Here is a 20669-nt window from a genome sequence, read left to right on the forward strand (position 1 = left end):
TTTTGTTCATCAAAAATAATTAAATGAGAGCATTAGTAGAGTTAACCTTCCCATCAGAAAAAAAGAACATAGAACAAGTAGAAGATTGCATTGATAAATTCAAAGAAGACTTATCCATTTGCCATCAGTTACTAGGAAAAATAAGATTAGCAGCAGTAGAAGCAGTAACCAATGCCATAGAACATGGCAATCATTTAGACCAAAATAAAGTAGTACGATTTACTGCATTTCAATATAATTCTACTTTACGATTGTCCATACAAGACCAAGGCAACGGTTTCAATCCAGATGAAATTCCAGATCCAACATCACCAGAATTGTTGTTAGAACCAAACGGAAGAGGCGTGTTTCTAATGAAACGCTTAGCAGACAACATCGAGTTCAAAGACAACGGCTCGTGTATAGAAATGGATTTTAAACTAAGTTAACAGTTCTCTTTTTTGGAATGCTAATACTGTTAGATATTCGATCTTATATTTTGTAATTCATTCTTCAAGCTTCGTTTAAATTTCCATTCCATGAGCGTACTAATTCCAAAATAAAATGGAAACCTTCCAGTTTTCGATGTTGAATGATATTGAAAATTAAAACATATTTTCTCACTTTTTGGTGTGATGGTTATGTTTAGAAATTTCAACATATAAATGTTATAAGTCAGTTTTATTTCAGCAGAAGTTGATACATACTCCCAATTCAATTTATCTAAAGCTTTTTCGGTCAATTCAAAGTTTGCTTTTTTCGGAAGTTTAGTTTGAAAAATTTTGATATTGTCATCTTTCCATTGATAAAAAATAACAACTAACAGACAGAATAATAAATAGTAAATATTAAGAAATGAAATGTCAAGTTTTAACGAAATTAGAATGCCACAGAGAAAAATAATCAAGAAAGTCAAAATTCCACCTGTAATTACATTGTACCAATAATCTTGACTTTTCTTTATTCTGCCTTCCATATTTCGGTTTTGGTTGTTCAAAAACTGGTATATAACAACTACAACTATATTGCTACAAAAAACTACTGTAGTTTCATCTATCAGCAAGTTTTCTAATAACAAGATACGCTATTATTTTTTATTTTTAAATATTTTAATAGTAGTTTATAGTGTGGTTTTCGCTTTGTTAAAGTTTAAAATTTTAACCAAATTGTTGTCAAAACGAATACTTTTCCACTCAGAGTCTTCTTGCGAATGACTCTGAGTGATGTAATAAAACATATATTATTTTATACAAAAAATAAGAGATTGCTACATTTTTTTCGTTCGTCGAAAAATTTGCAATGATAATTACTACTAGTCTGCTAACTCTGTTTGTAAAAAGCTAACTAATTCGTTTACTCTTGCTTGACTGAAATCGAATGGAACGCCTGCGGTTTGATACATTACTGGTAGTGTAGCGATGCTTCCTAATGCTAATGCTTTTTTGTAGTTGGCAATGGTAGCTGTTTCGTTTGCTTTAAAGTTTTTAAACATTCCAATGGCTCCAAGTTGTGCAATGCCGTATTCTATATAATAGAATGGTACTTCAAATAAATGCAATTGTTTTTGCCAAACGATGTTTTTTATGTTTTCGTAGTCGCTCCAATTGGTTACACTAGAAGAAAAACTGCTAAACATTTCATTCCAAGTTTGGTGTCTTTCTGCTATAGTATGTGTTGGATGTGTATATACCCAATGTTGAAATTTATCGATTAACGCTATCCATGGCAATATTGAAATGATGCCTTCTATATGATTTTTAATGGCTCGTTTTTTATCTGCTTCGCTATAAAATTCTGACAATCCTTTGTGTGTAAAAAACTCCATGCTCATTGATGCCAACTCGGCACATTCTGAAGTAATTTCTTGGTCGAAGTTATATGCTAAATCGCCCATTAAAAAACTGTGTACTGCATGACCTGCTTCGTGTACCATTGTTTCTACATCTCTTTGCATACCACTACCATTCATAAATACAAATGGTACATTTATTTCTGGCATTCCCATGTTGTAACCACCTGGTGCTTTTCCTTTTCTGCTGTCTAAATCTAAGTATTGCATATTGTGCATGATGCTGATACAGTCTGCAAAAAATGAATCGACATCATTTAAACAAGCAATAGATTTTTCTATGAACTCGTCTGTGGTTTCATAAGGTTGTAGTGCTGGTAAATTACTGGTTTCTACATCTAAATCGTATGGTTTTAATGCGTCTAGTGATAAATCTGATTTTCTTTTTTCAAATATTTTATTAACTAATGGCATGATTTCTTGTTGTATTGCATCATGAAATTGTTCAGATTCTGCCACACCATAATCAAATCTGCCTAGTGCTTGTAATTTATAATCTCTATAATTTTCAAAACCAGCATTCAATGCCATTTGATGTCTGATTTGAATTAATTCGCTATACAATTCATCTAACTGATTGGCTACTTTTAATCGTTGTTCATTTACTTTATCGTAGATTGTTTTTCGCAAATCTCTATCACTACTTTGCAAAAATTTGGCTGCTTGTTGCAATGTATATTCTTTACCATCGTGAGTGATGTTTAAACTTGCAATGATATCGCCGTATTGTTGTGCTTTAATTTGTTCTTCTTGATTGAGCTTGATGTTTTCTTCTCTATACAATGCGATATCATTTTTAAGATTTCTTTTATAAGTAAAAAATCTATCATCATCTAAATCATTAAAGAAAGTTGAATTTACTATTTTTTGATTAAGTAAATTGGTTTGCTCCATTAGATGTGCAAGAATATTATTGATAAAATCATTATATTCTTTTTTATACGCTTGATTTTCTGTATCGCAAGTTTGTCTTACATATCTCCAACGATAATCTTCTTCTACAATTTTGTCTAACTCGCTTCTGTCTTTTAAGAACTGCATTAAATCATCGGTACTATTAATTACACGATTGTTTAAGTTGCTATAGTATTGTTCTAAATCGCTCCAGTCGTTAATCATTAACTCTTCAGCTACAAAATGTCTAGCAGGTCGTTCTATAATTTTGTTGGTTGTTACTTTCATTCTTCTGTTTTAGTTGCTTCTGTTTCTGCTTTTTCTTCAACTGGTTTTTTAATGGCATCTACTTCATCTAAAATTTCAAACCATTTTACTAGTTTTTTAATGTCGCTTACTTTTACTTTATCTCTGTCGTAGTCTTCAACAATTGCACCTAAGTATGCTTTTAGCTCATCGTTACTTGCTTTAGCATCTACTAAAGGTGTAGTTGTTTGTTTTTCTTTCATTGCTAATAAAACATCAATCAAAGCAATCATGTCTGTTTCTGTATAGATAGAAATATTATCTAATGGTGAAAACATATATTTTCTAGATGAATAGAATTGTTTATTATCTCCATTTAAGTCAGATAAAATTAATCCATCATTTCTATTAGCTACCATTTTTTTCAAACCAGATACTCCAGTTACTGCTACAATTTCTTTTAATTCCATAATTTAAAAATATGGACAAATGTAAGGAGTTTTCTGTTAAATGCTTGTTAATCTACTCTAATAATAGTATTGTTGTAGTAATTCAATTCATTACCAACCATATAACTCAATCGAATTGGATACAAACCTGCTGGTAAGTTTTTATTGATTGCGATTTTTGATTGATTATTTGGAATGATTTGTTCATATACTTTTTGTCCGTTGATGCTAAAAATTTCTAGTTGAGCAGACTGACTTAGATAGGTATTTGGAATATCAATATAAAAAACATCAGTACTTGGATTTGGATAGATTTTTAAATCTGCTACTTTATTTTGATGAATACCAGATACAATATTACTTTGACAATCGAGCGTAGGATAAAAAAAGTCTCTAATATGTCGTTCTGTACTATCTAGTACAGGAAAATTGATAAAGTTAGTAATCATTTTTGGCAATGTTAAGTTCATGAAAGGTACATGACTATAGCCAATCCAATCTTCGAACTCGCAACGAATGCCCTGATTGATTGCTCTTGGATAAATGGCTTTTCCTCCAAATAGTTTTGGTAGTGTAGGAATGCCAAATGGTCTATCATAATTATAAGGAACAATTGGATCTGCAGAACCATGGTTTACAAGTAAGTCAATTCCATTATCTACAATCCAACTAGTATCTAAAATAGCACCAGACACGCTAAAAGCACCTTTAGGTTTTACATGGTCAAATTTATGTCGTAGAATAGAATCTGCCTCTGGTCCATTGGCTTCAATAATCCATTGTTGGTATTGTTCTGGCATTTGCTGTAAGCTATCTAAATAGCAAATAAACATAGTAGAAACACCACCAGCAGAAACACCACCTATGTATGCATTATCTATATTTATTCTAAAAGGATTTCCGTTTTCGTAAGTAGCAACAAAATGATCAATGGCATCTTTGGTATCAATTAAAGCACGAGAAACTGCTTTTACCATTACTTCTTCATTAAGTAAACCTAAAATGTCTGGTTCTTGTCGATAATCTATTGAAACAGCAACATAACCAAGCTTAGCAAAGTAGTCTGCCATCAGTACAATATCTGGACTATTTTGGTCGATTAATTTTAGATAAGCACCACCGTGAATGAGCAACATTACAGCTCTACTCTGAGCAGTATCACCTATTGGTTCATACACATCGTACTTTAAATATATTTTTTGATTATTGCTTTGGTATTTGGTTGCGTAAACAATATTATTGGTGCGTTTTACAAAACTAAATATCTTTTTTTGATATCTGCCATTGCTACAATCTAGAGACTGTGCGTTGATTGCTTGCAATAGAAAAAAAGAAAAAAGCAAGAGTACATATTTTTTCATACCAAACGATTGTTAGATAAAAATAGTAAAAAACTTGATACCTAGTAGTTTATGTATAATAGAATATTTGCGTTAAAGGAAAAATTGTCTTTTGTAAAGTTGATAATTTGAGTGTTGTTTAGATGTGTTATCTTACTATTAAATGAGATTGTACTTTTTAAACATTTTTTATCTTTCCATAAATCAGAATAAATATTTCTTCCTATCAGTGTTTTCTATGAGTAACTCTGAGTGGAACATAGTATGTTACTTTTTGTTTCGTGAGACACGAACCAAGGCGTAGAGATAGTTTACTCTCACTCAGAGTTCTCTAGCGAGTAACTCTGAGTGGAATATAATTATAATGAATAAAAACTATTTTCCTTTTCGTTTTCTTTCGTTTTCGTCTAAGTATAATTTTCGTAGTCTGATGTTTTTTGGTGTTACTTCTACCAATTCATCTGCTTGTATGTATTCTAAAGCTTCTTCTAGAGAAAATTTTATTGGTGGTGGTAGTTTCACTTTATCATCAGAACCAGAAGCTCTAACATTGGTTAGTTTTTTGGTAACTGTACAGTTGATTAATAAATCATCGCCTCTTGAGTTTTCTCCAACTACCATTCCTGCATAAACTTCTTCACCTGGCTCAATAAAAAACTTACCTCTGTCTTGTAATTTATCTAAAGCATAAGCAATAGCAGTTCCTTTTTCTTTGGCAATTAATGAGCCATTAATTCTTCCTGGAATGGTGCCTTTATGAGCGTCGTATTTAATAAAACGATGTGACATAATTGCTTCGCCAGAAGTTGCTGTTATCATTTCGGTACGCAAACCAATAATTCCTCTTGATGGAATTTCAAAAGTTAATACCGTTCTATTGCCTTTTAAAATCATATTTTTTAAGTCGCCTTTTCTTTTAGCCACCATTTCTATTGCTGTACCCGATTTTTCTTCAGGTAAATCGATGGTTAATTCTTCTATTGGCTCTGATTTTACACCATCTATAGTTTTGAATAAAACTTGTGGTTGACCTACTTGTAATTCGTAACCTTCTCTACGCATGGTTTCAATCAAAACAGATAAGTGCAATACGCCTCGACCAAAAACCATAAAAGAATCGGCAGTTGCACCAGCTTGAACGCGTAGTGCTAAGTTTTTTTCTAATTCTTTTTCTAATCTATCTTTGACATGTCTTGAAGTAACAAATTTTCCTTCTTGACCAAAAAATGGAGAATCATTGATAGTAAACAACATACTCATAGTAGGTTCGTCAATGCTAATCGCTTTCATTGCTTCTGGATTTTCTGCATCAGCAATAGTATCTCCAATTTCAAAACCTTCTATACCTACAACAGCACAAATTTCACCAGCATTTACTATTTCTACTTTCTTTTTACTCATGCCTTCAAACACCATCAATTCTTTAATTCTCGATTTGATGATAGTGCCATCTCTTTTTACTAATGCTACTGGCATATTGGCTTTCAGTGAACCTCTAAATACTCTACCAATGGCAATTCTTCCTACAAAGCTTGAAAAGTCTAATGATGTAATTTGCATTTGTAATGAACCTTCTTCAATTTTTGGTGCAGGAATGTGTTCTATAATAGCATCAATTAATACAGAAACATTATCTGTTTTTTGTTTCCAATCGGTACTCATCCAACCATTTTTTGCAGAACCATATACTGTTGGAAAATCTAATTGTTCTTCTGTAGCATCTAAGTGAAACATTAGATCGAATACTTTTTCGTGTACTTCTTCTGGCGTACAGTTTTCTTTATCTACCTTGTTAATTACTACAATTGGCTTTAAACCTAACTCTAATGCTTTTTGTAGTACGAAACGCGTTTGTGGCATTGGTCCTTCAAAAGCATCTACCAATAGCAAAACACCATCTGCCATTTTAAGTACTCGTTCTACTTCTCCACCAAAATCAGAGTGACCTGGTGTATCTATAATATTGATTTTATAATCTTTATAAGTAACTGCTGCATTTTTAGAAACAATGGTAATTCCTCTTTCTCTTTCTAATTCATTATTGTCTAAAATTAAAGTTCCAGTATTTTCGTGTTCTTCAAAAGTTTTGCATTCCCACAAAATTTTATCTACTAAAGTTGTTTTTCCGTGATCGACATGGGCAATGATAGCAACATTTCTAATGTATTGATTTTCCATTATTTCTGTAAAATTTGTGCAAAGGTACGCTTATATCTGTCAATGCTGTGATATGAAATAATTAAGAAATACATAGTTTGACTTTAAAATTTTATAGTAAAAAATAATAACTAGCACTTGCTTCTGTATTGATATTTATCTTTGCTTTATAGTAGATAAGAGTTAGTAAATAAACAAAAAATTCTTTGTTCATTTTGTCTTGATACAAAACGAACCAAAACCTGCTTGCCAGCAGGCAAGAGTCAAGAAGCATTTAAGGCAATTTTGCTTTTCTCTATTTTTGTTTTAGTGAAGCAAACCGATGATAAATTTGTCTCTCCATGCCTATTGCTCGTTCCTCGCAATGCAATTACGAGACATTTACATCTATTGCTGAAAATGCTTCAACGCTAAACTGCTTTGATTTTTACATTTACTTTGGTTACAAGAAAAAATATGCTTTTTAAGTCATTTATGATAATGCAAACTAAATTGTATCTTTTTTAGATTATTTTTTTAGAGATTTGTGCTACAATGGATTCTTTAACACAATTTGTATTGGGTGCTGGTGTAGGTGAGTTGACTGCTGGCAAAAAACTTGGTTGGAAAGCACAGCTTATTGGTGGCTTGGCTGGCACGATTCCAGACTTAGATGTTTTTGCCTCTTCTTTTATAAATGGTGATGAGTTAACTTCTTTAAGAACTCACAGGGCATATTCACATGCTTTGTTTGTTCACTTATTTTTAGCTATTCCGTTTGCTTATTTGTTTTATAGACTTTTTAAAAGAAAGCTAAGTTTTACTAGATGGTATCTTTTGTTTTTTCTAGGATTTGCTACACATACCTTGCTAGATTGTTGTACTACTTATGGTACTCAATTGCTCTTGCCTTTTACACATGGACTGATTGCTTTTAATAATATTGCTGTTATTGATCCACTGTATACTTTACCATTTATGTTTTTATTGATTGCTTGTTTATGCTTTAGAAAAGAAAGTAAGACAAGAAGAGTGATTGCTATAATGGCATTTGTTGTAAGTTGTGGTTATCTTTCGTTGGCAACATTTAATAAGTATTTGGCACATCAATCGTTTAAGAAAGCATTAGCAAAAGAACATATTCAATATACACATTTAAGTACATCTCCAACGATGTTTAATGCTTTGCTTTGGGCAGGAATTGCTTATAATGATTCTGTAATTTACTGTGGTGAACAATCGGTTTTTAGATTAGATGATGATATTAAACTGTATGCATTCAAAAGAAACTTAGATTTAGAAAAACAATATGCTTCTGAAAAATTTAATACTTTAAAATGGTTTAGCAATGGTTATTATTTTTTGCAAATGAATGAAAATGACACACTCGATTTTTATAATATAAAATGGGGAAGAACAGATTTATCTCAACAAGATAATGCTGATGCTGCTAATTCCTTTAGGTTTTATACTAAGCTATATAAAGATGAGCAAGGAAATGTAAAGGCATCATTTGTTCGTCCGCCTAGAACTATGAAAGATATAAAACAATTTTTAAGTGTTATTTATAGTAAGATTTTTGAAAAGTAAGAAGTCTAATGTCTTGTATCTAAAAATCTTGATTCTATCTACTTAAACTCTGCTTCGCCAAAAACTTTAATGCCTGTTTGTTGCAAACTCCAATTCCATAAATGCTGAATATTATCTTCATTTGTTGCAGCTAAAGATGGTGGAACTGGTTTTTTATTGTACCAATATTTTCCTGTTTTTCCATGTACAAATGGCGATGATGCTAAATACAGTGAAGTCTCTGCTCCTTTTTCTGGTGAAGTTAAGACAAAACTAAAATTGCTAACTAAAAATTTAAAAAACGGACTACCACTTTGTCCGAAATTGCTACCAATATTTCCAGGATGTAAACTATTAGAAGTTACATTCGTATCGTTCTTCAACATACTTGCTAACTTGTTCGAAAATAGAATATTACACAATTTAGACAAACTGTATTGTAGAAAAGAATTGAAAAATTGATCGGCATTCAAATCATTCGCTCTGTAATTAGTAAAACGATGTGCCAAAGAAGCAACATTTACCACTCTCGCATTATCTGATGCTTTTAAACAATCTAACAAATAATGTGTCATTAAAAAATAACCTAAGTGATTGGTTGCCATCATCATTTCAATACCATCATCATTTGTTTCTCTTTCACCTAAAATTACGCCAGCATTATTTACTAAAACATCTACTACATTATATTTACTTCTAAAAGCAATAGCAAATTTTTTTATCGATTCGTGTGAACTGAAATCACATATAAATAAATCTACATTATTTAAACCAGTAACAGCATTTATATCTTCTTGAATAGCTTTGGCTTTTTCTTCGTTTCTACAAACCATTACTACTGTTGCACCAATTTTTGCCAACTCTGTTGCTGTTACTTTACCAATACCAGAATTTGCACCTGTTACCACTACAATTTTGCCACGCATATCCATATTTCAAAAAATTAGAATACAAAAATAAATAAATGTCTATACCTTTATGCTATTCTATTATTAAATAAGTGATTGATTATGAATAAAGGATTTAATTCTATTTGTGTAAAAGATATTTTGATTGAAGAACATCATGCACATGTAACACCAATTTATGCAACTTCTACCTTTACTTACGCCGATTTAGATGCTGCATTTGCTTACTTTAGAGGTGAAAGTAAGCAACATACTTATGCTAGAATGAGCAATCCAACTACCGATGCTGTTGCAGAAAAAATTGCACTACTAGAAGGTTATGATGATGAAAATCCTATAAAAACTTATGGTTTGTTATTTGGAAGTGGTATGGCAGCCATTGCTACTGCAATACTTACTTGTGTTAAAAGTGGTGATACTGTGGTTACGCAAGCTAATTTATATGGTACAACGAATGAGTTTCTAACTAAAAAACTCAACGACTATCAAGTAAATACTATTTATGCTGATTTGAATGATGTAGATGTTTTAGATAATTTACTACAAAATAATTCAAGTATAAAATTGGTGTATATAGAAACACCAGCAAATCCTACATTGGCTTGTTATAACATAAAAGAACTTACTGCTATTGCCAAACAACACAATGCCTTTGTTATTGTAGATAATACTTTTGCTACGCCATATTTGCAAAGACCTTTGTTTGATGCTGTTGATATTGTAGTACATTCTTCTACTAAATTTTTAAACGGACATGGTACTGGTTTAAGTGGTGTTTTAGTTTGTAAAGACAAAGAAATTTATCAAAAAGCACATGGTATTTTAAAAACTTTTGGTGGAATTATTAGTCCGTTTGAAGCTTATCTATTGAATAATGGTGTAAAAACACTTCCACTGCGAATGGAACAACATATGAAAAATGCTATAATTCTAGCTAATTTTCTAAACAATCATGCTAAAGTAAAAAAAGTAAACTATTTAGGTTTAACATCACACCAAGATCATCATTGGATATTACAACAGATGAAAGGTTATGGTGGTATGCTGAGTTTTGAAATAGATACCGATATTGATGGTTGTATTCGATTTTTAAAACAAATTAAATTTTGTACCAATACAGGTTCATTAGGAACTGCCGACACTTTAATTACACATCCTTGTAGTACTAGTCATTCTAATGTGCCAGAAGCACAACGACTAGCAGTTGGTATCACACCAAGTTTAGTAAGAGTTTCTGTTGGATTAGAAAACATAGAAGATGTAATTACAGACATTAATCAAGCATTAGCAGTAGTTTAAGATTTAATCTTTTATACAGTTGCATTATCATATATTATTAGATAAATTTTGTCTGTATATTTGTTTTAATGTTCAATAAATTTTTAGCCATAGTATTTGTTTGCTTATCAATAATAGCATGTAAACAAGAAAAAACAAAACAGTATAGCCATTATGAGTATCAAATGGAAGCTGCTGCAATTATGCGTCAACCAAAATTTTATGGCGATAGTATTGTCTCGAATCTACTTGGTGTTAATTTTCAAGTTTTAAAAGTAGATTATCCAAACAATGCATTTTATTTTTCTTGCAGTCGGAAAGATTTTAATACCATAGCTCAAAAAGCATTTCTACACAAAGACAGTATTGATTTTGGCGATGAAAGTGGCGATTATATTTGGTATGGCAATTTATATATTTTAAAAGAAGATAAATATTTATGCAGAACTAGTATTAGTAATTTAAACATAGACACTGCAAAATTGATTACTAGTAAATTTAGTAATAATATTATATATAAAATTAATTTAGCACAAATAGTAACTTCTATTGATATGGAAAACCAATTGCGTGGTGGTATATTTTGTATTACAGAAGATGATAATTATATAGTCAATCATTCGCCACCAGTAATTGTAAAAGGAGAACCAACAATTAGTAAACTAGCTCAAGCCATTACTAAAAATAAAATCACATTCGAAGACAAAGTTCAAGCACTATTAGATTTCGTAAGCTACGATATCGATTATAATTTTGAAGAAGGATATGGCAACAAAGAAGTTATTAAGCGACCTTGCGAAATACTCTTAACAAAAAATAGCGATTGTAGTGGCAAAGCTATTTTGTTTGCTTCGCTACTACAACAGATTGATGCAGATTGGTGTTTTTTATATTATCCAAAACATATTACTGTTGGCGTTGTTGGCAATTTTAAAACCAAGCATCCAATTACAGTAAACCTTAAAGGCAAAACTTATTTTATAGCAGAAACAACAGATCCTATGAGTATCATTGGCGATGAAAAATTTAAGAGTCAGCTTAAAAAAGAAAACATCATCTACTATCAACTGCCACAAAAAAGTGATGAAATATTTAACTACAAAACTAAAAAACCATTGCCATTTGTAACTGTAAAGAAAGAAGTATAGTTATACTCTGAATTTCATATTAGATGAAAAATATTTAAAAAATATCACTAAAAAATGATATAGAATAAAATTTATAGAAATTATAGCTTAATTATTTTGCTAGTTTTTGCAATTTATTCAATATTATTCCAAAAATAATTCAATTTTAATTTTACATTATTAGTTTTAGAACAAATATAATTTATCAAAAAAAGCAGTAAGTTGAGCTATTAATAATTATGTTGTTCGAGAATTATAAAATAAAATCAAATTTTTGGGATGAGATGGCAATGCCAGATGGAAATGTGCGAGCACACTATCTTAATTTGTTAAACAAACTCAATAATATTGATACGAATGAACTAACGCGTAAAGAAGAAATTGCTAAGCTAATGTTCATGAATAGAGGAATTACCTTTACGGTATATTCTGGAAATGAAGAAGGTATAGAACGCATCTTTCCTTTTGATATTATTCCTAGAATTATTACTTCTACCGAATGGAATTTTATTTCTAAAGGAGTTGAACAAAGAATGCGTGCTTTAAATCTCTTTCTGCACGACATTTATCATGAACAAAATTGCTTACGAGATGGTATTATTCCAGCAGAACTAATTGCTTCTTGTCCACATTACAACAGAGCTATTTTTGGTATTGATGTACCACATAATATATATGTTCATATTGCAGGCATTGATTTAGTAAGAGATGCAGATGGCACTTACTATGTACTTGAAGACAACTTACGAACACCTTCTGGCGTTTCCTATATGATGGAAAATAGAGATGTTACCAAAGCCATTTTTCCAGAGTTAATGAACAAATATAAAGTACGACATGTAAGTAATTATCCACTCGAATTACAAAAAATTTTGGTTTCATTATCACCTAATCAAACACAAAATCCATGTATCGTTATTTTAACACCAGGCGTATTTAATTCTGCTTACTACGAACATACATTTTTAGCTAGATATATGGGCGTCGATTTAGTAGAAGGAAGAGATTTAGTAGTAGATAATCATAAAGTATATATGAAAACTACTCATGGATTAAAAAAGGTAGATGTTATTTATCGTAGAGTAGATGATGAGTTTTTAGATCCTTTAGCTTTTCGTCCAGATAGCATTCTTGGCGTTCCAGGTTTATTGTCTGCTTATAGAAATGGCAATGTATCAATAGTTAATGCACTTGGCAATGGTGTTGCAGATGACAAAGCTGTTTATGCTTATGTTCCAAAAATGATAAAATACTATTTAAACGAAGAACCATTATTAAAAAATGTACCAACTTATATGATGGAAGATGTAGAACATCGTCAGTTTGTATTTGAGAACATGAATAAAATGGTCATTAAAAAAACAAATGATAGTGGTGGCTATGGAATGCTAATGGGAACAACTGCTTCCGACGAAGAAATAGAAAAATTTAAACAAGCCATTCTTTTAGATCCAAGATCATTTATTGCACAACCAACACTTAATTTATCTACTGTGCCTTGTTATATTAATGGAGAATTAACACCACGACATGTAGATTTGCGTCCATATGCTTTGTTTGGACCAGATGGTTTTAAATTAATTCCTGGTGGTTTAACAAGAGTAGCATTAAAAGAAGGATCTTTGGTTGTCAATTCATCACAAGGTGGAGGCAGTAAAGATACTTGGATTGTTGATTAATAATAAATAAAGATATAAAATAAATTAAATGTTAAGTAGAATTGCCGATTCTTTATTTTGGATGAACCGTTATGTAGAGCGAGCAGAAGGTATGTTGCGTATGCTTAAAATAAACTATGCTACTTCTTTAGATAGCAATACAGATGGTAATTACGATTGGTATCAGGTGTTGTATAGTTTTTCTCAAATGGAAGAAGAAAAAATGCAAGCAATAAGATACCAAACGCATGAAGTGTTGCAGTACATTATTTTAGATAAGAGCAATAGCAATTCTATACAATCCATTATAACTAAAGCAAGAGAAAATGCTCGCGGTTTACAAGATCAAATTACTAAAGAACTTTGGGAAAGCATCAATGAGTACTATCATAAATTTAGTTCTGGAAAAATTGAGCATATGCTAAATACCAACCGACAGTCATATGCTTTTAGTTCTTTAATTAATCAAAGTTTATATTACTATGGCGTAGCAGAAGTTACTATGCCAAGAGGTGAAGGTTGGAATTTTATGGGTATTGGTAAAAACATAGAAAGAGCTTTACAAACAGCAGATATTGTAGATACTCGTTTTCATGATATTGGTTATGATTTAAATACACCAATGGATATTTCTTATTGGAAAAATTTACTGATGTCTTTATCTGGTTATGAGTTTTATTTAAAATGCTATCCAACAGGTTTGCAAACGCAAAATGTATTAGATATGATTTTAATGAATACGAATTTTCCTAGATCAATTTTTTATTCAGTAAAGAAAATAAATTACATCATGGAAAAACTAGCACAACTCAATCTAAAAGAAGAGAAAGCACTGTTGCATAAAATTGGCAGATTAAAAAGTCGTATTGAATATGCCGATTTATCTTTTATTCAAAAAGTTGGCTTACATCCTTTCTTGGAAGAAATACGAAACGAGATTTACGACTTTAATTATGATTTCAATAAACATTTTTTTGCTTATCATTAAACATATAACTACTAACCATGTCTATTTATAAAATTCATCATATAACAAAATATTTATACGATAGTGAGGTATTTGAAAATGCCAATCAAATAAAAATATTTCCTTTTCCAAAAGAAGGACAAGATATATTAAGTCAGGAAATAAAAATTACAGGCGATCCAGTCTTAAATAAGTTTTTTGATTATTGGGGAAATGGCACTGCTTTCTTTACTTTAAATCCAGCACATCAAGAATTAGTAATTGATAGTAGGTTGATAGTACAAGCCATTAGCAAAGAAATTGATGAAAGTAATTCTACTATAAACGATTGGCAAGAATTAACAAACCAAGTAAATAAAGACATTTTATTGCTTGATTATGCTTTGTGCGAAAAAATAGAACATCAAGAAATTGTAGACGACTTAATTAAAACACTAGCACTAAAAAATTACACACCTATTGAAGCAGCGAAGAAAGCCAATCAGTATATTTATGAAAATTACAAATATGTAAAAGGCATTACTACTATAGAAACTACAGTAGATGAAATCATACAATTAAAATCTGGTGTATGTCAAGATTTTGCACATTTGTTATTGCACATTTTACGAACACTTGGTTTGCCAGCACGCTATGTCAGTGGTTATATCTGTCCAAATAAAAGTGGTATGCGTGGCGAAGGAGCAACACATGCTTGGGTAGATGTTTATATTCCTAACTTAGGTTGGATAGGAATAGATCCAACCAATAATTGCTATGCCAATATCAATCATATACAACTGGCTGTTGGTAGAGATTTTGCAGATTGCACACCAATTAAAGGCGTGTTTAAAGGTTCTGCCAAACAAGATTTATTAGTATATGTTTCTGTAGGATATGAAGATGGACATGTATTTGAAGAAACGAATACGGTACAAATGCAAAGAGAACAAAGCATAGTAGCACCAACTATTATTTTAGAACAACACCAGCAGTAGAAATTAAATTTTAAGAAAAACTATTAATTATTTTATCTATATTAGATTATAAAAATAATTCACAATGAAGATGTCTTGGTTTTCTAGAATATTGCTAGTAGTTAGCATGCTGTTAATAAACGCTTGTTGTACCAAAGAATATCAAGTCTGCGAAGGTTTAGATACTATAAAAAGTATATCGTTTGTTAATTTTACAGCCAATGAGTTAGATAGTGTTTATTTAATAAGCTATGAATTGAATACTAATTTTCAAGCAAAAATAGATAGCATACAATTAGATAGTATAGTGCCAATTACTAGCAATAATTACAAAGCAATTTTGCACAACGATTTAAATCATCATGCTGATTATATGCTTTTCATAAAAAGTAGTAGTAGTACTTATACTATATCTGATTTTAGTATTATGCAAGAATCGTGTCAACAATGTGGTGAGAAAAATTATAATTATAGTTATTTAATAAGTGTAGCTGTTAATAGTGTACTACAAACTAATTTAGGCAATCCTCCACAAATTGTAATTGAACAATGATGTTGTCTATCTATACAATCTCTCTAAAAATCAATCCATTGTAGTTGGAAAGTTCTAAGGTGTTATTTTCCCAAGTAAAGCTATCATTTAGTTTAAGAAGAATGGTATACTTATCATCTGCTAATGGAATGCTTATTTTTTTGTTACTGAAACAAAGTATAATAATATGCTTTTCTGTTTCATAAATTCTTTCGTACATTATAATAGCATTAGGTGTATCTTCTATTAAATTCAGTTTTCCTTTATTGATACTATTATTTGTTTTTCTTAAATTTAATAATGTTTTATAAGTATAATATAATGAATCTTTATCTGCTTGTGCTTGTACAACATTTCTTTGTTTGTAATCGTCTACTACTGACAACCAAGTAGTATTGGCATTAGAAAATCCTGCATTTTTATTGCTGTTCCACTGCATTGGCGTTCTACAATTATCTCTATTAATTGGTACAGGCATTCTCTTTGCAATCCATTCTGGAATCCAAGTAAAGGCATGTGCTAGTTTATCTTTGGCTTGTTTAATTGGAATATACGCATTGGTCATTCCAATTTCTTCGCCATAGTACGACACTGGTACTGCTCGCATAGTCATTTGTAACAGCGTTAATAATTTAGCTTTATTAATATTATTTTTTAATCTAAACTGACTTCTCCATTGGTCGTGATTTGAAAAATTAACTACTGGTTGATATGGAAAAGGATAGTTTTTTTCATATGCTTTTATTCTTTCTTTAAAGAACGATGCTTTAAATTTAAAGTGTATAATATCGAACAAGAAAATAATGTGTAAGCCATCATTGCCATTGCCTAAGTATTGTTTCTTTACATGATGTTCGCCAAACACTTCGCCTAATAACAATCTGTCTGGTTGATATTGATTGATGATTGCTCTTAAATCTTTTGCCAACTCAAAATTTTCTGGTTGATTGACCGAATATTTTCTGTTTTGAAAATTTCCACCAGGTTGGTCTATTGTTGGAATTCCATGCAATAAACTAAATGGATTATTTCTAAAGTGCTTATCTTTTATAATACAATTAAATATATCTAATCGAAAACCATCTGCACCTTTATCTAGCCAAAATTTACAAACATTAAACATGGTTTGTTTTACTGTTTCATTTTGATAGTTTAAATCTGGCTGAAATGGCAAAAAAGAAGTGTAGTAATACTGATTGCGTTCTTCTACAAAATGCCAAGCTTTTGTACCAATAATACTTTTCCAATTGTTCGGTTTGTCTCGCCAAATGTACCAATCGGCTTTGTCGTTTGTAGTATTTTGCTTCGATTCTAAAAACCATGGATGTTGGTTGGAAGTATGATTGATGACCATATCCAACACAATTTTTAGCTTGCGTTGATGTGCTGCTTCAATTAACTGTTCTACATCTTGTACCGTTCCGTAGTCTTTATCAATTGAAAAATAGTCGGCAATATCATAACCAAAATCTTGTTGTGGCGAAGTATAGAAAGGCGAAATCCAAATGGTTTCAAAACCTAAGTCTTTTATGTAATCTAACTTTTGTATGATTCCTTGAATATCACCAATGCCATCATCATTACTATCATAAAAAGAACGAGGATAAATTTGATAGATTGTGGTTGATTGAATCCAAGACATTTTTATAGGAATTTAAGTCCAATTTACGCATTAGAAATTGATTACAGAAATAAAACTATTTTTCGGAAGATGACACAAATTGTTGCAGAAAGATAATTTATTCTACATCATTTTTCCTAGTGCTTGTGCATTGCTGTCTTCTTGTTGTAGTAAGTGGTTTTTAATATTGGCTCTTTCTTGTGTTGTTTTGTTTTGACTCAGTTTTATATTATTCTTTGTAGAATCTTTACGAGTAATTCTATATTGATTAAATTACTCTACTAACAAACTATACTCAGAGTAGCTCTGATATTTTTCATTTTTGCCTAGTGTAAATGGTATGTTGATGTCGAAAATTTCATCAAATAAAGTTTTTAAATGTTGCTCAAATAAATCAAGAAATTCATTGCTAATAACAGCACCATTATTTAAATAATGCAGTCCATTGTTTAATGATTTTGCTAAATAAAATCCAACGACAACACTAGCAGATGGATTTTTCTGCTTGTACAAATAAGCATATAGTAAACCTTGTAAAGTGGCTTTGTACGAATTGTTTGTTTTTGAAAAAATAGCTTCAAAAAAACTATCAAAACTAGCTTTCGTTTTCTCTTCATCTTTACTCATTTTCGGAAAAGCGCGTAGTGTTTCATTGCCAGTTTTATAATCAATAATTCTAATAATGTTATTGTCTAAAGCATCAATTCTGTCTACTTTTCCTTTCAAACAAATACTAGTACCATTATTCAAAACAAAATTTTCCGTTCTCAATTTTGCTTCGTTACTAATGATTGTAAATTGTTCTAGTTTGTCTTTTTCTATAACCTTACTACATATATTTTTTATTACTTCAATTTGTAATTGATGATCGCCAGATAAATCAGATACCGTAATTTTTTCTTGTTCTAGAATTACTTGTAAAGCATCATCAACACTTATATTTTCAGTTTGATTATAGTAGTACTCTAGTGTGTTGTGTAGCAAAGTACCAAATGATGCTGCATCAATTTCAAACTGTTTGTCTTCTGGCACTCTTAATTTTAAAATGTAGGAAAAGTAAAAATCAATCGGACTATTTAAATACTGTTGTATTGCTGTAGCAGAAAATTCAATTTTTGCTAGTTGCTCTATAATGGCTGGTGTTTTTTTAATTTCAATAGATTCGTTTCTTTTATTATTGTCAGAATTTATATCTATATTTATTAAATGAAGATTATTTTTATTTGAATTTTCTATTTTTATTTGTCTGATAAACCTGCTTTCTTCAGACATGTTATCAGACACAGCACTGTTGTAAATTAAGTGTGCGTGTTGACTTCGTTTTAATATTCTATAAAAATGATAAGCATTAATTCCGTCAAACTGTTCAAAAGTTGGCATGCCAAAAGCTTTTCTAAGATGATAAGGAATAAAAGAATTGTTTTTGTTTGTTCCTGGTAATTTATCATCATTCATAGAAATAATATAAATATTATCAAAATCTAATAAACGAGTTTCTAAAAAACCCATTATTTGAATTTTAGCATCTTTTGAAGTAGTAAATGGAATTGAAATCTGTTGCAATTGTTCTATCAAAAGCATACTGTAATTATCTATACTTTGAAGATAATCTTGCTGACTTACTAAATTATTTATATATAATATTTGTTCTTTTAATGATTGAATAATTGGTGCTTCATTAATAGTAATGCTTTCTAGTAACTTTATTAAGTAGTTGCCTAAATCAATTCCATTGTAAAATAAATTTAGGTTCAATGCAAAATCATCGTATACAAAACGATTAAAAAAATCAATGCTTACATAATTTGGCAACGACTGAAAAGGAATAGCTGCTTTCCAAATAAAATTGCTTTCTTTATGATTAAATAATTGAATTATATTTTTTGAAGGAATACTTATAGTGTTGCCATCTTTATTTGCTTGTTGTACCAATTCTATTATACTACTCAACAAACTATAGCTTACAGAAAGTTTAATAGCATAACCCATTGTAATATTACACAAATTATAATCTATCGAAGGCAATACTACATCTAAAAGCATTTCGTCGCAAAGTACAATTGCAGTCGAACTTGTTTGTTTACTTGCTTCTTCCAAAGCATAATGCACTTGACCTACATTACTTGCAATATTTTGTATATAAATCTGTTGAGCTTGTTTATTATTATCATTAATCCAAAAATCTAATTTTTCATCATTGTATTTCTTATAGTATAGTCGTAAAAAATTACCAGCTTCATGAATTTTACTTTGCATAAAACTATCGTCAATGTCCCACCAAGTGTAAACCGTTTGTTTTAATTTTAATAAGTCCAATAAAGTTTCTTCAGCAGTGGTAAAAGCATTAAATCCACAAAAATGAATAACACTATAAGGTATTGATGTATTGCTTTGCTTTAGTTGAGTAATGAGCTGTCTAAAACATTGTCCACTATAAGTCAACGATTGCTGACTCAATACATTATTAAAAGCATTGTACAATTGTCCTAAAATTTTCCATGTTTTTAAAAACTGAGTATTCAATGGTGCTTTAGTATCTACTTGAATAGCGTTGCTAAATAATTCTAGATACTCTTTGGCAATATCATCTAATGGTAATGTTTCTTCCAATTGTTTAAAGTCTATAATATCAGAAAATAAACTATTTGTTTTAACTAAGTATTTGTCTATTTCATTAAAGTCTCTTAGAATTAATTTTCCCCAAGGCAAAAATTCATAAAAATCTTGAGTTGAATTACTGACTTTTTGATGTAGTTGAAATAATATATTTAACTGTGTTATTTCATCTGCAATGGCATAATTCGCTTGTTGATGAAAAAAATCTTCTATAGTTATGCAATGTGGACTAACATAGGCAGTATTTTCAAAGCATTGCATCAAGTAAGTTTCAAATACACCAATGGCTCTTTTATTAGGAAAGAGCATTAGAATACTTGCAGTATTCATGTTTACGCTATGTTGATAAACAAAATCGGCTATGTTTTGAAGAAAATTCACCAACACTAATATACCTACTTTATGTTAAAAAGAATGCTTCACATAAAAAACACAATTGCAACAGTTTTGCTACACACTATATCAACAAAAGCCACAAAATAGACACAAACATTCACTTAATCTCCTCTTTCTATTAAACACAAACCAAAACCTAAGCCATTAC

Annotated in this window: 16 protein-coding genes; 8 read left to right on the forward strand and 8 right to left on the reverse strand. The window is 30.4% G+C overall.

All coding sequences use genetic code 11. The annotated features are described in order from the left end of the window. Positions 1 to 23: 23 nt before the first annotated feature. Positions 24 to 428 carry an ATP-binding protein gene (locus H6553_02075; protein MCB9032602.1) on the forward strand — a complete coding sequence of 135 codons (405 nt, stop codon included), beginning with the start codon at positions 24 to 26 and terminating at the stop codon, positions 426 to 428. 29 nt (positions 429 to 457) lie between these two features. On the opposite strand, the gene H6553_02080 is transcribed toward H6553_02075, so the two are convergent. The 5 genes from H6553_02080 to typA form a co-directional block, all read right to left on the reverse strand. After that, positions 458 to 955, reverse strand: coding sequence for a hypothetical protein (locus tag H6553_02080; protein MCB9032603.1), 498 nt, complete (start codon positions 953 to 955; stop codon positions 458 to 460). A gap of 336 nt (positions 956 to 1291) precedes the next feature. Continuing rightward, positions 1292 to 3010, reverse strand: coding sequence for a M3 family oligoendopeptidase (locus tag H6553_02085; GenBank protein ID MCB9032604.1), 1719 nt, complete (start codon positions 3008 to 3010; stop codon positions 1292 to 1294). After that, positions 3007 to 3438 carry a DUF5606 domain-containing protein gene (locus tag H6553_02090; GenBank protein MCB9032605.1) on the reverse strand — a complete coding sequence of 144 codons (432 nt, stop codon included), beginning with the start codon at positions 3436 to 3438 and terminating at the stop codon, positions 3007 to 3009. The genes H6553_02085 and H6553_02090 overlap by 4 nt, the downstream gene beginning before the upstream one ends. A 47-nt stretch (positions 3439 to 3485) precedes the next feature. Further along, positions 3486 to 4778 carry a T9SS type A sorting domain-containing protein gene (locus tag H6553_02095; GenBank protein MCB9032606.1) on the reverse strand — a complete coding sequence of 431 codons (1293 nt, stop codon included), beginning with the start codon at positions 4776 to 4778 and terminating at the stop codon, positions 3486 to 3488. A 354-nt stretch (positions 4779 to 5132) separates the two neighbouring features. After that, positions 5133 to 6935, reverse strand: coding sequence for a translational GTPase TypA (gene typA, locus H6553_02100; protein ID MCB9032607.1), 1803 nt, complete (start codon positions 6933 to 6935; stop codon positions 5133 to 5135). Between the two features lie 513 nt (positions 6936 to 7448). On the opposite strand from typA, the gene H6553_02105 reads away from it, so the two are divergent. Continuing rightward, entirely contained in the window at positions 7449 to 8483 is a 1035-nt protein-coding gene (locus tag H6553_02105; protein MCB9032608.1) for a metal-dependent hydrolase, read from the forward strand. Positions 8484 to 8521: 38 nt separating this feature from the next. Here H6553_02105 and H6553_02110 read toward each other — a convergent pair whose 3' ends face one another. After that, a complete protein-coding gene (locus H6553_02110) occupies positions 8522 to 9394 on the reverse strand; it encodes an SDR family oxidoreductase (GenBank protein MCB9032609.1) in 873 nt (290 codons plus the stop codon). Between the two features lie 78 nt (positions 9395 to 9472). On the opposite strand from H6553_02110, the gene H6553_02115 reads away from it, so the two are divergent. The 6 genes from H6553_02115 to H6553_02140 all read left to right on the forward strand — a co-directional run bounded on the left by H6553_02115 (position 9473) and on the right by H6553_02140 (position 15909). Then, positions 9473 to 10669 carry an aminotransferase class I/II-fold pyridoxal phosphate-dependent enzyme gene (locus H6553_02115; GenBank protein MCB9032610.1) on the forward strand — a complete coding sequence of 399 codons (1197 nt, stop codon included), beginning with the start codon at positions 9473 to 9475 and terminating at the stop codon, positions 10667 to 10669. 68 nt (positions 10670 to 10737) lie between these two features. Then, positions 10738 to 11796, forward strand: coding sequence for a transglutaminase family protein (locus H6553_02120; protein ID MCB9032611.1), 1059 nt, complete (start codon positions 10738 to 10740; stop codon positions 11794 to 11796). 218 nt (positions 11797 to 12014) lie between these two features. After that, entirely contained in the window at positions 12015 to 13454 is a 1440-nt protein-coding gene (locus tag H6553_02125; protein ID MCB9032612.1) for a circularly permuted type 2 ATP-grasp protein, read from the forward strand. A gap of 28 nt (positions 13455 to 13482) precedes the next feature. Next, positions 13483 to 14421 (forward strand): alpha-E domain-containing protein, encoded by a 939-nt coding sequence (locus H6553_02130; GenBank protein ID MCB9032613.1) that lies wholly within the window; start codon positions 13483 to 13485, stop codon positions 14419 to 14421. 17 nt (positions 14422 to 14438) lie between these two features. Beyond that, complete coding sequence (locus H6553_02135; GenBank protein ID MCB9032614.1) at positions 14439 to 15377, forward strand: transglutaminase family protein; 939 nt, start codon at positions 14439 to 14441, stop codon at positions 15375 to 15377. 106 nt (positions 15378 to 15483) lie between these two features. Continuing rightward, entirely contained in the window at positions 15484 to 15909 is a 426-nt protein-coding gene (locus tag H6553_02140; protein MCB9032615.1) for a hypothetical protein, read from the forward strand. Positions 15910 to 15919: 10 nt separating this feature from the next. Here the strand turns inward: H6553_02140 and H6553_02145 are convergent, their stop codons facing one another. Both H6553_02145 and H6553_02150 read right to left on the reverse strand, forming a co-directional pair. After that, entirely contained in the window at positions 15920 to 17530 is a 1611-nt protein-coding gene (locus tag H6553_02145; protein ID MCB9032616.1) for an alpha-glucosidase, read from the reverse strand. A gap of 252 nt (positions 17531 to 17782) precedes the next feature. Next, positions 17783 to 20506, reverse strand: a complete 2724-nt coding sequence (locus tag H6553_02150) for a PD-(D/E)XK nuclease family protein (protein MCB9032617.1) — start codon at positions 20504 to 20506, stop codon at positions 17783 to 17785. Between the last annotated feature and the right edge of the window lie 163 nt (positions 20507 to 20669).

It is taken from the genome of Chitinophagales bacterium, from assembly GCA_020636535.1.
Classification (GTDB): domain Bacteria; phylum Bacteroidota; class Bacteroidia; order Chitinophagales; family JADIYW01; genus JADJSS01.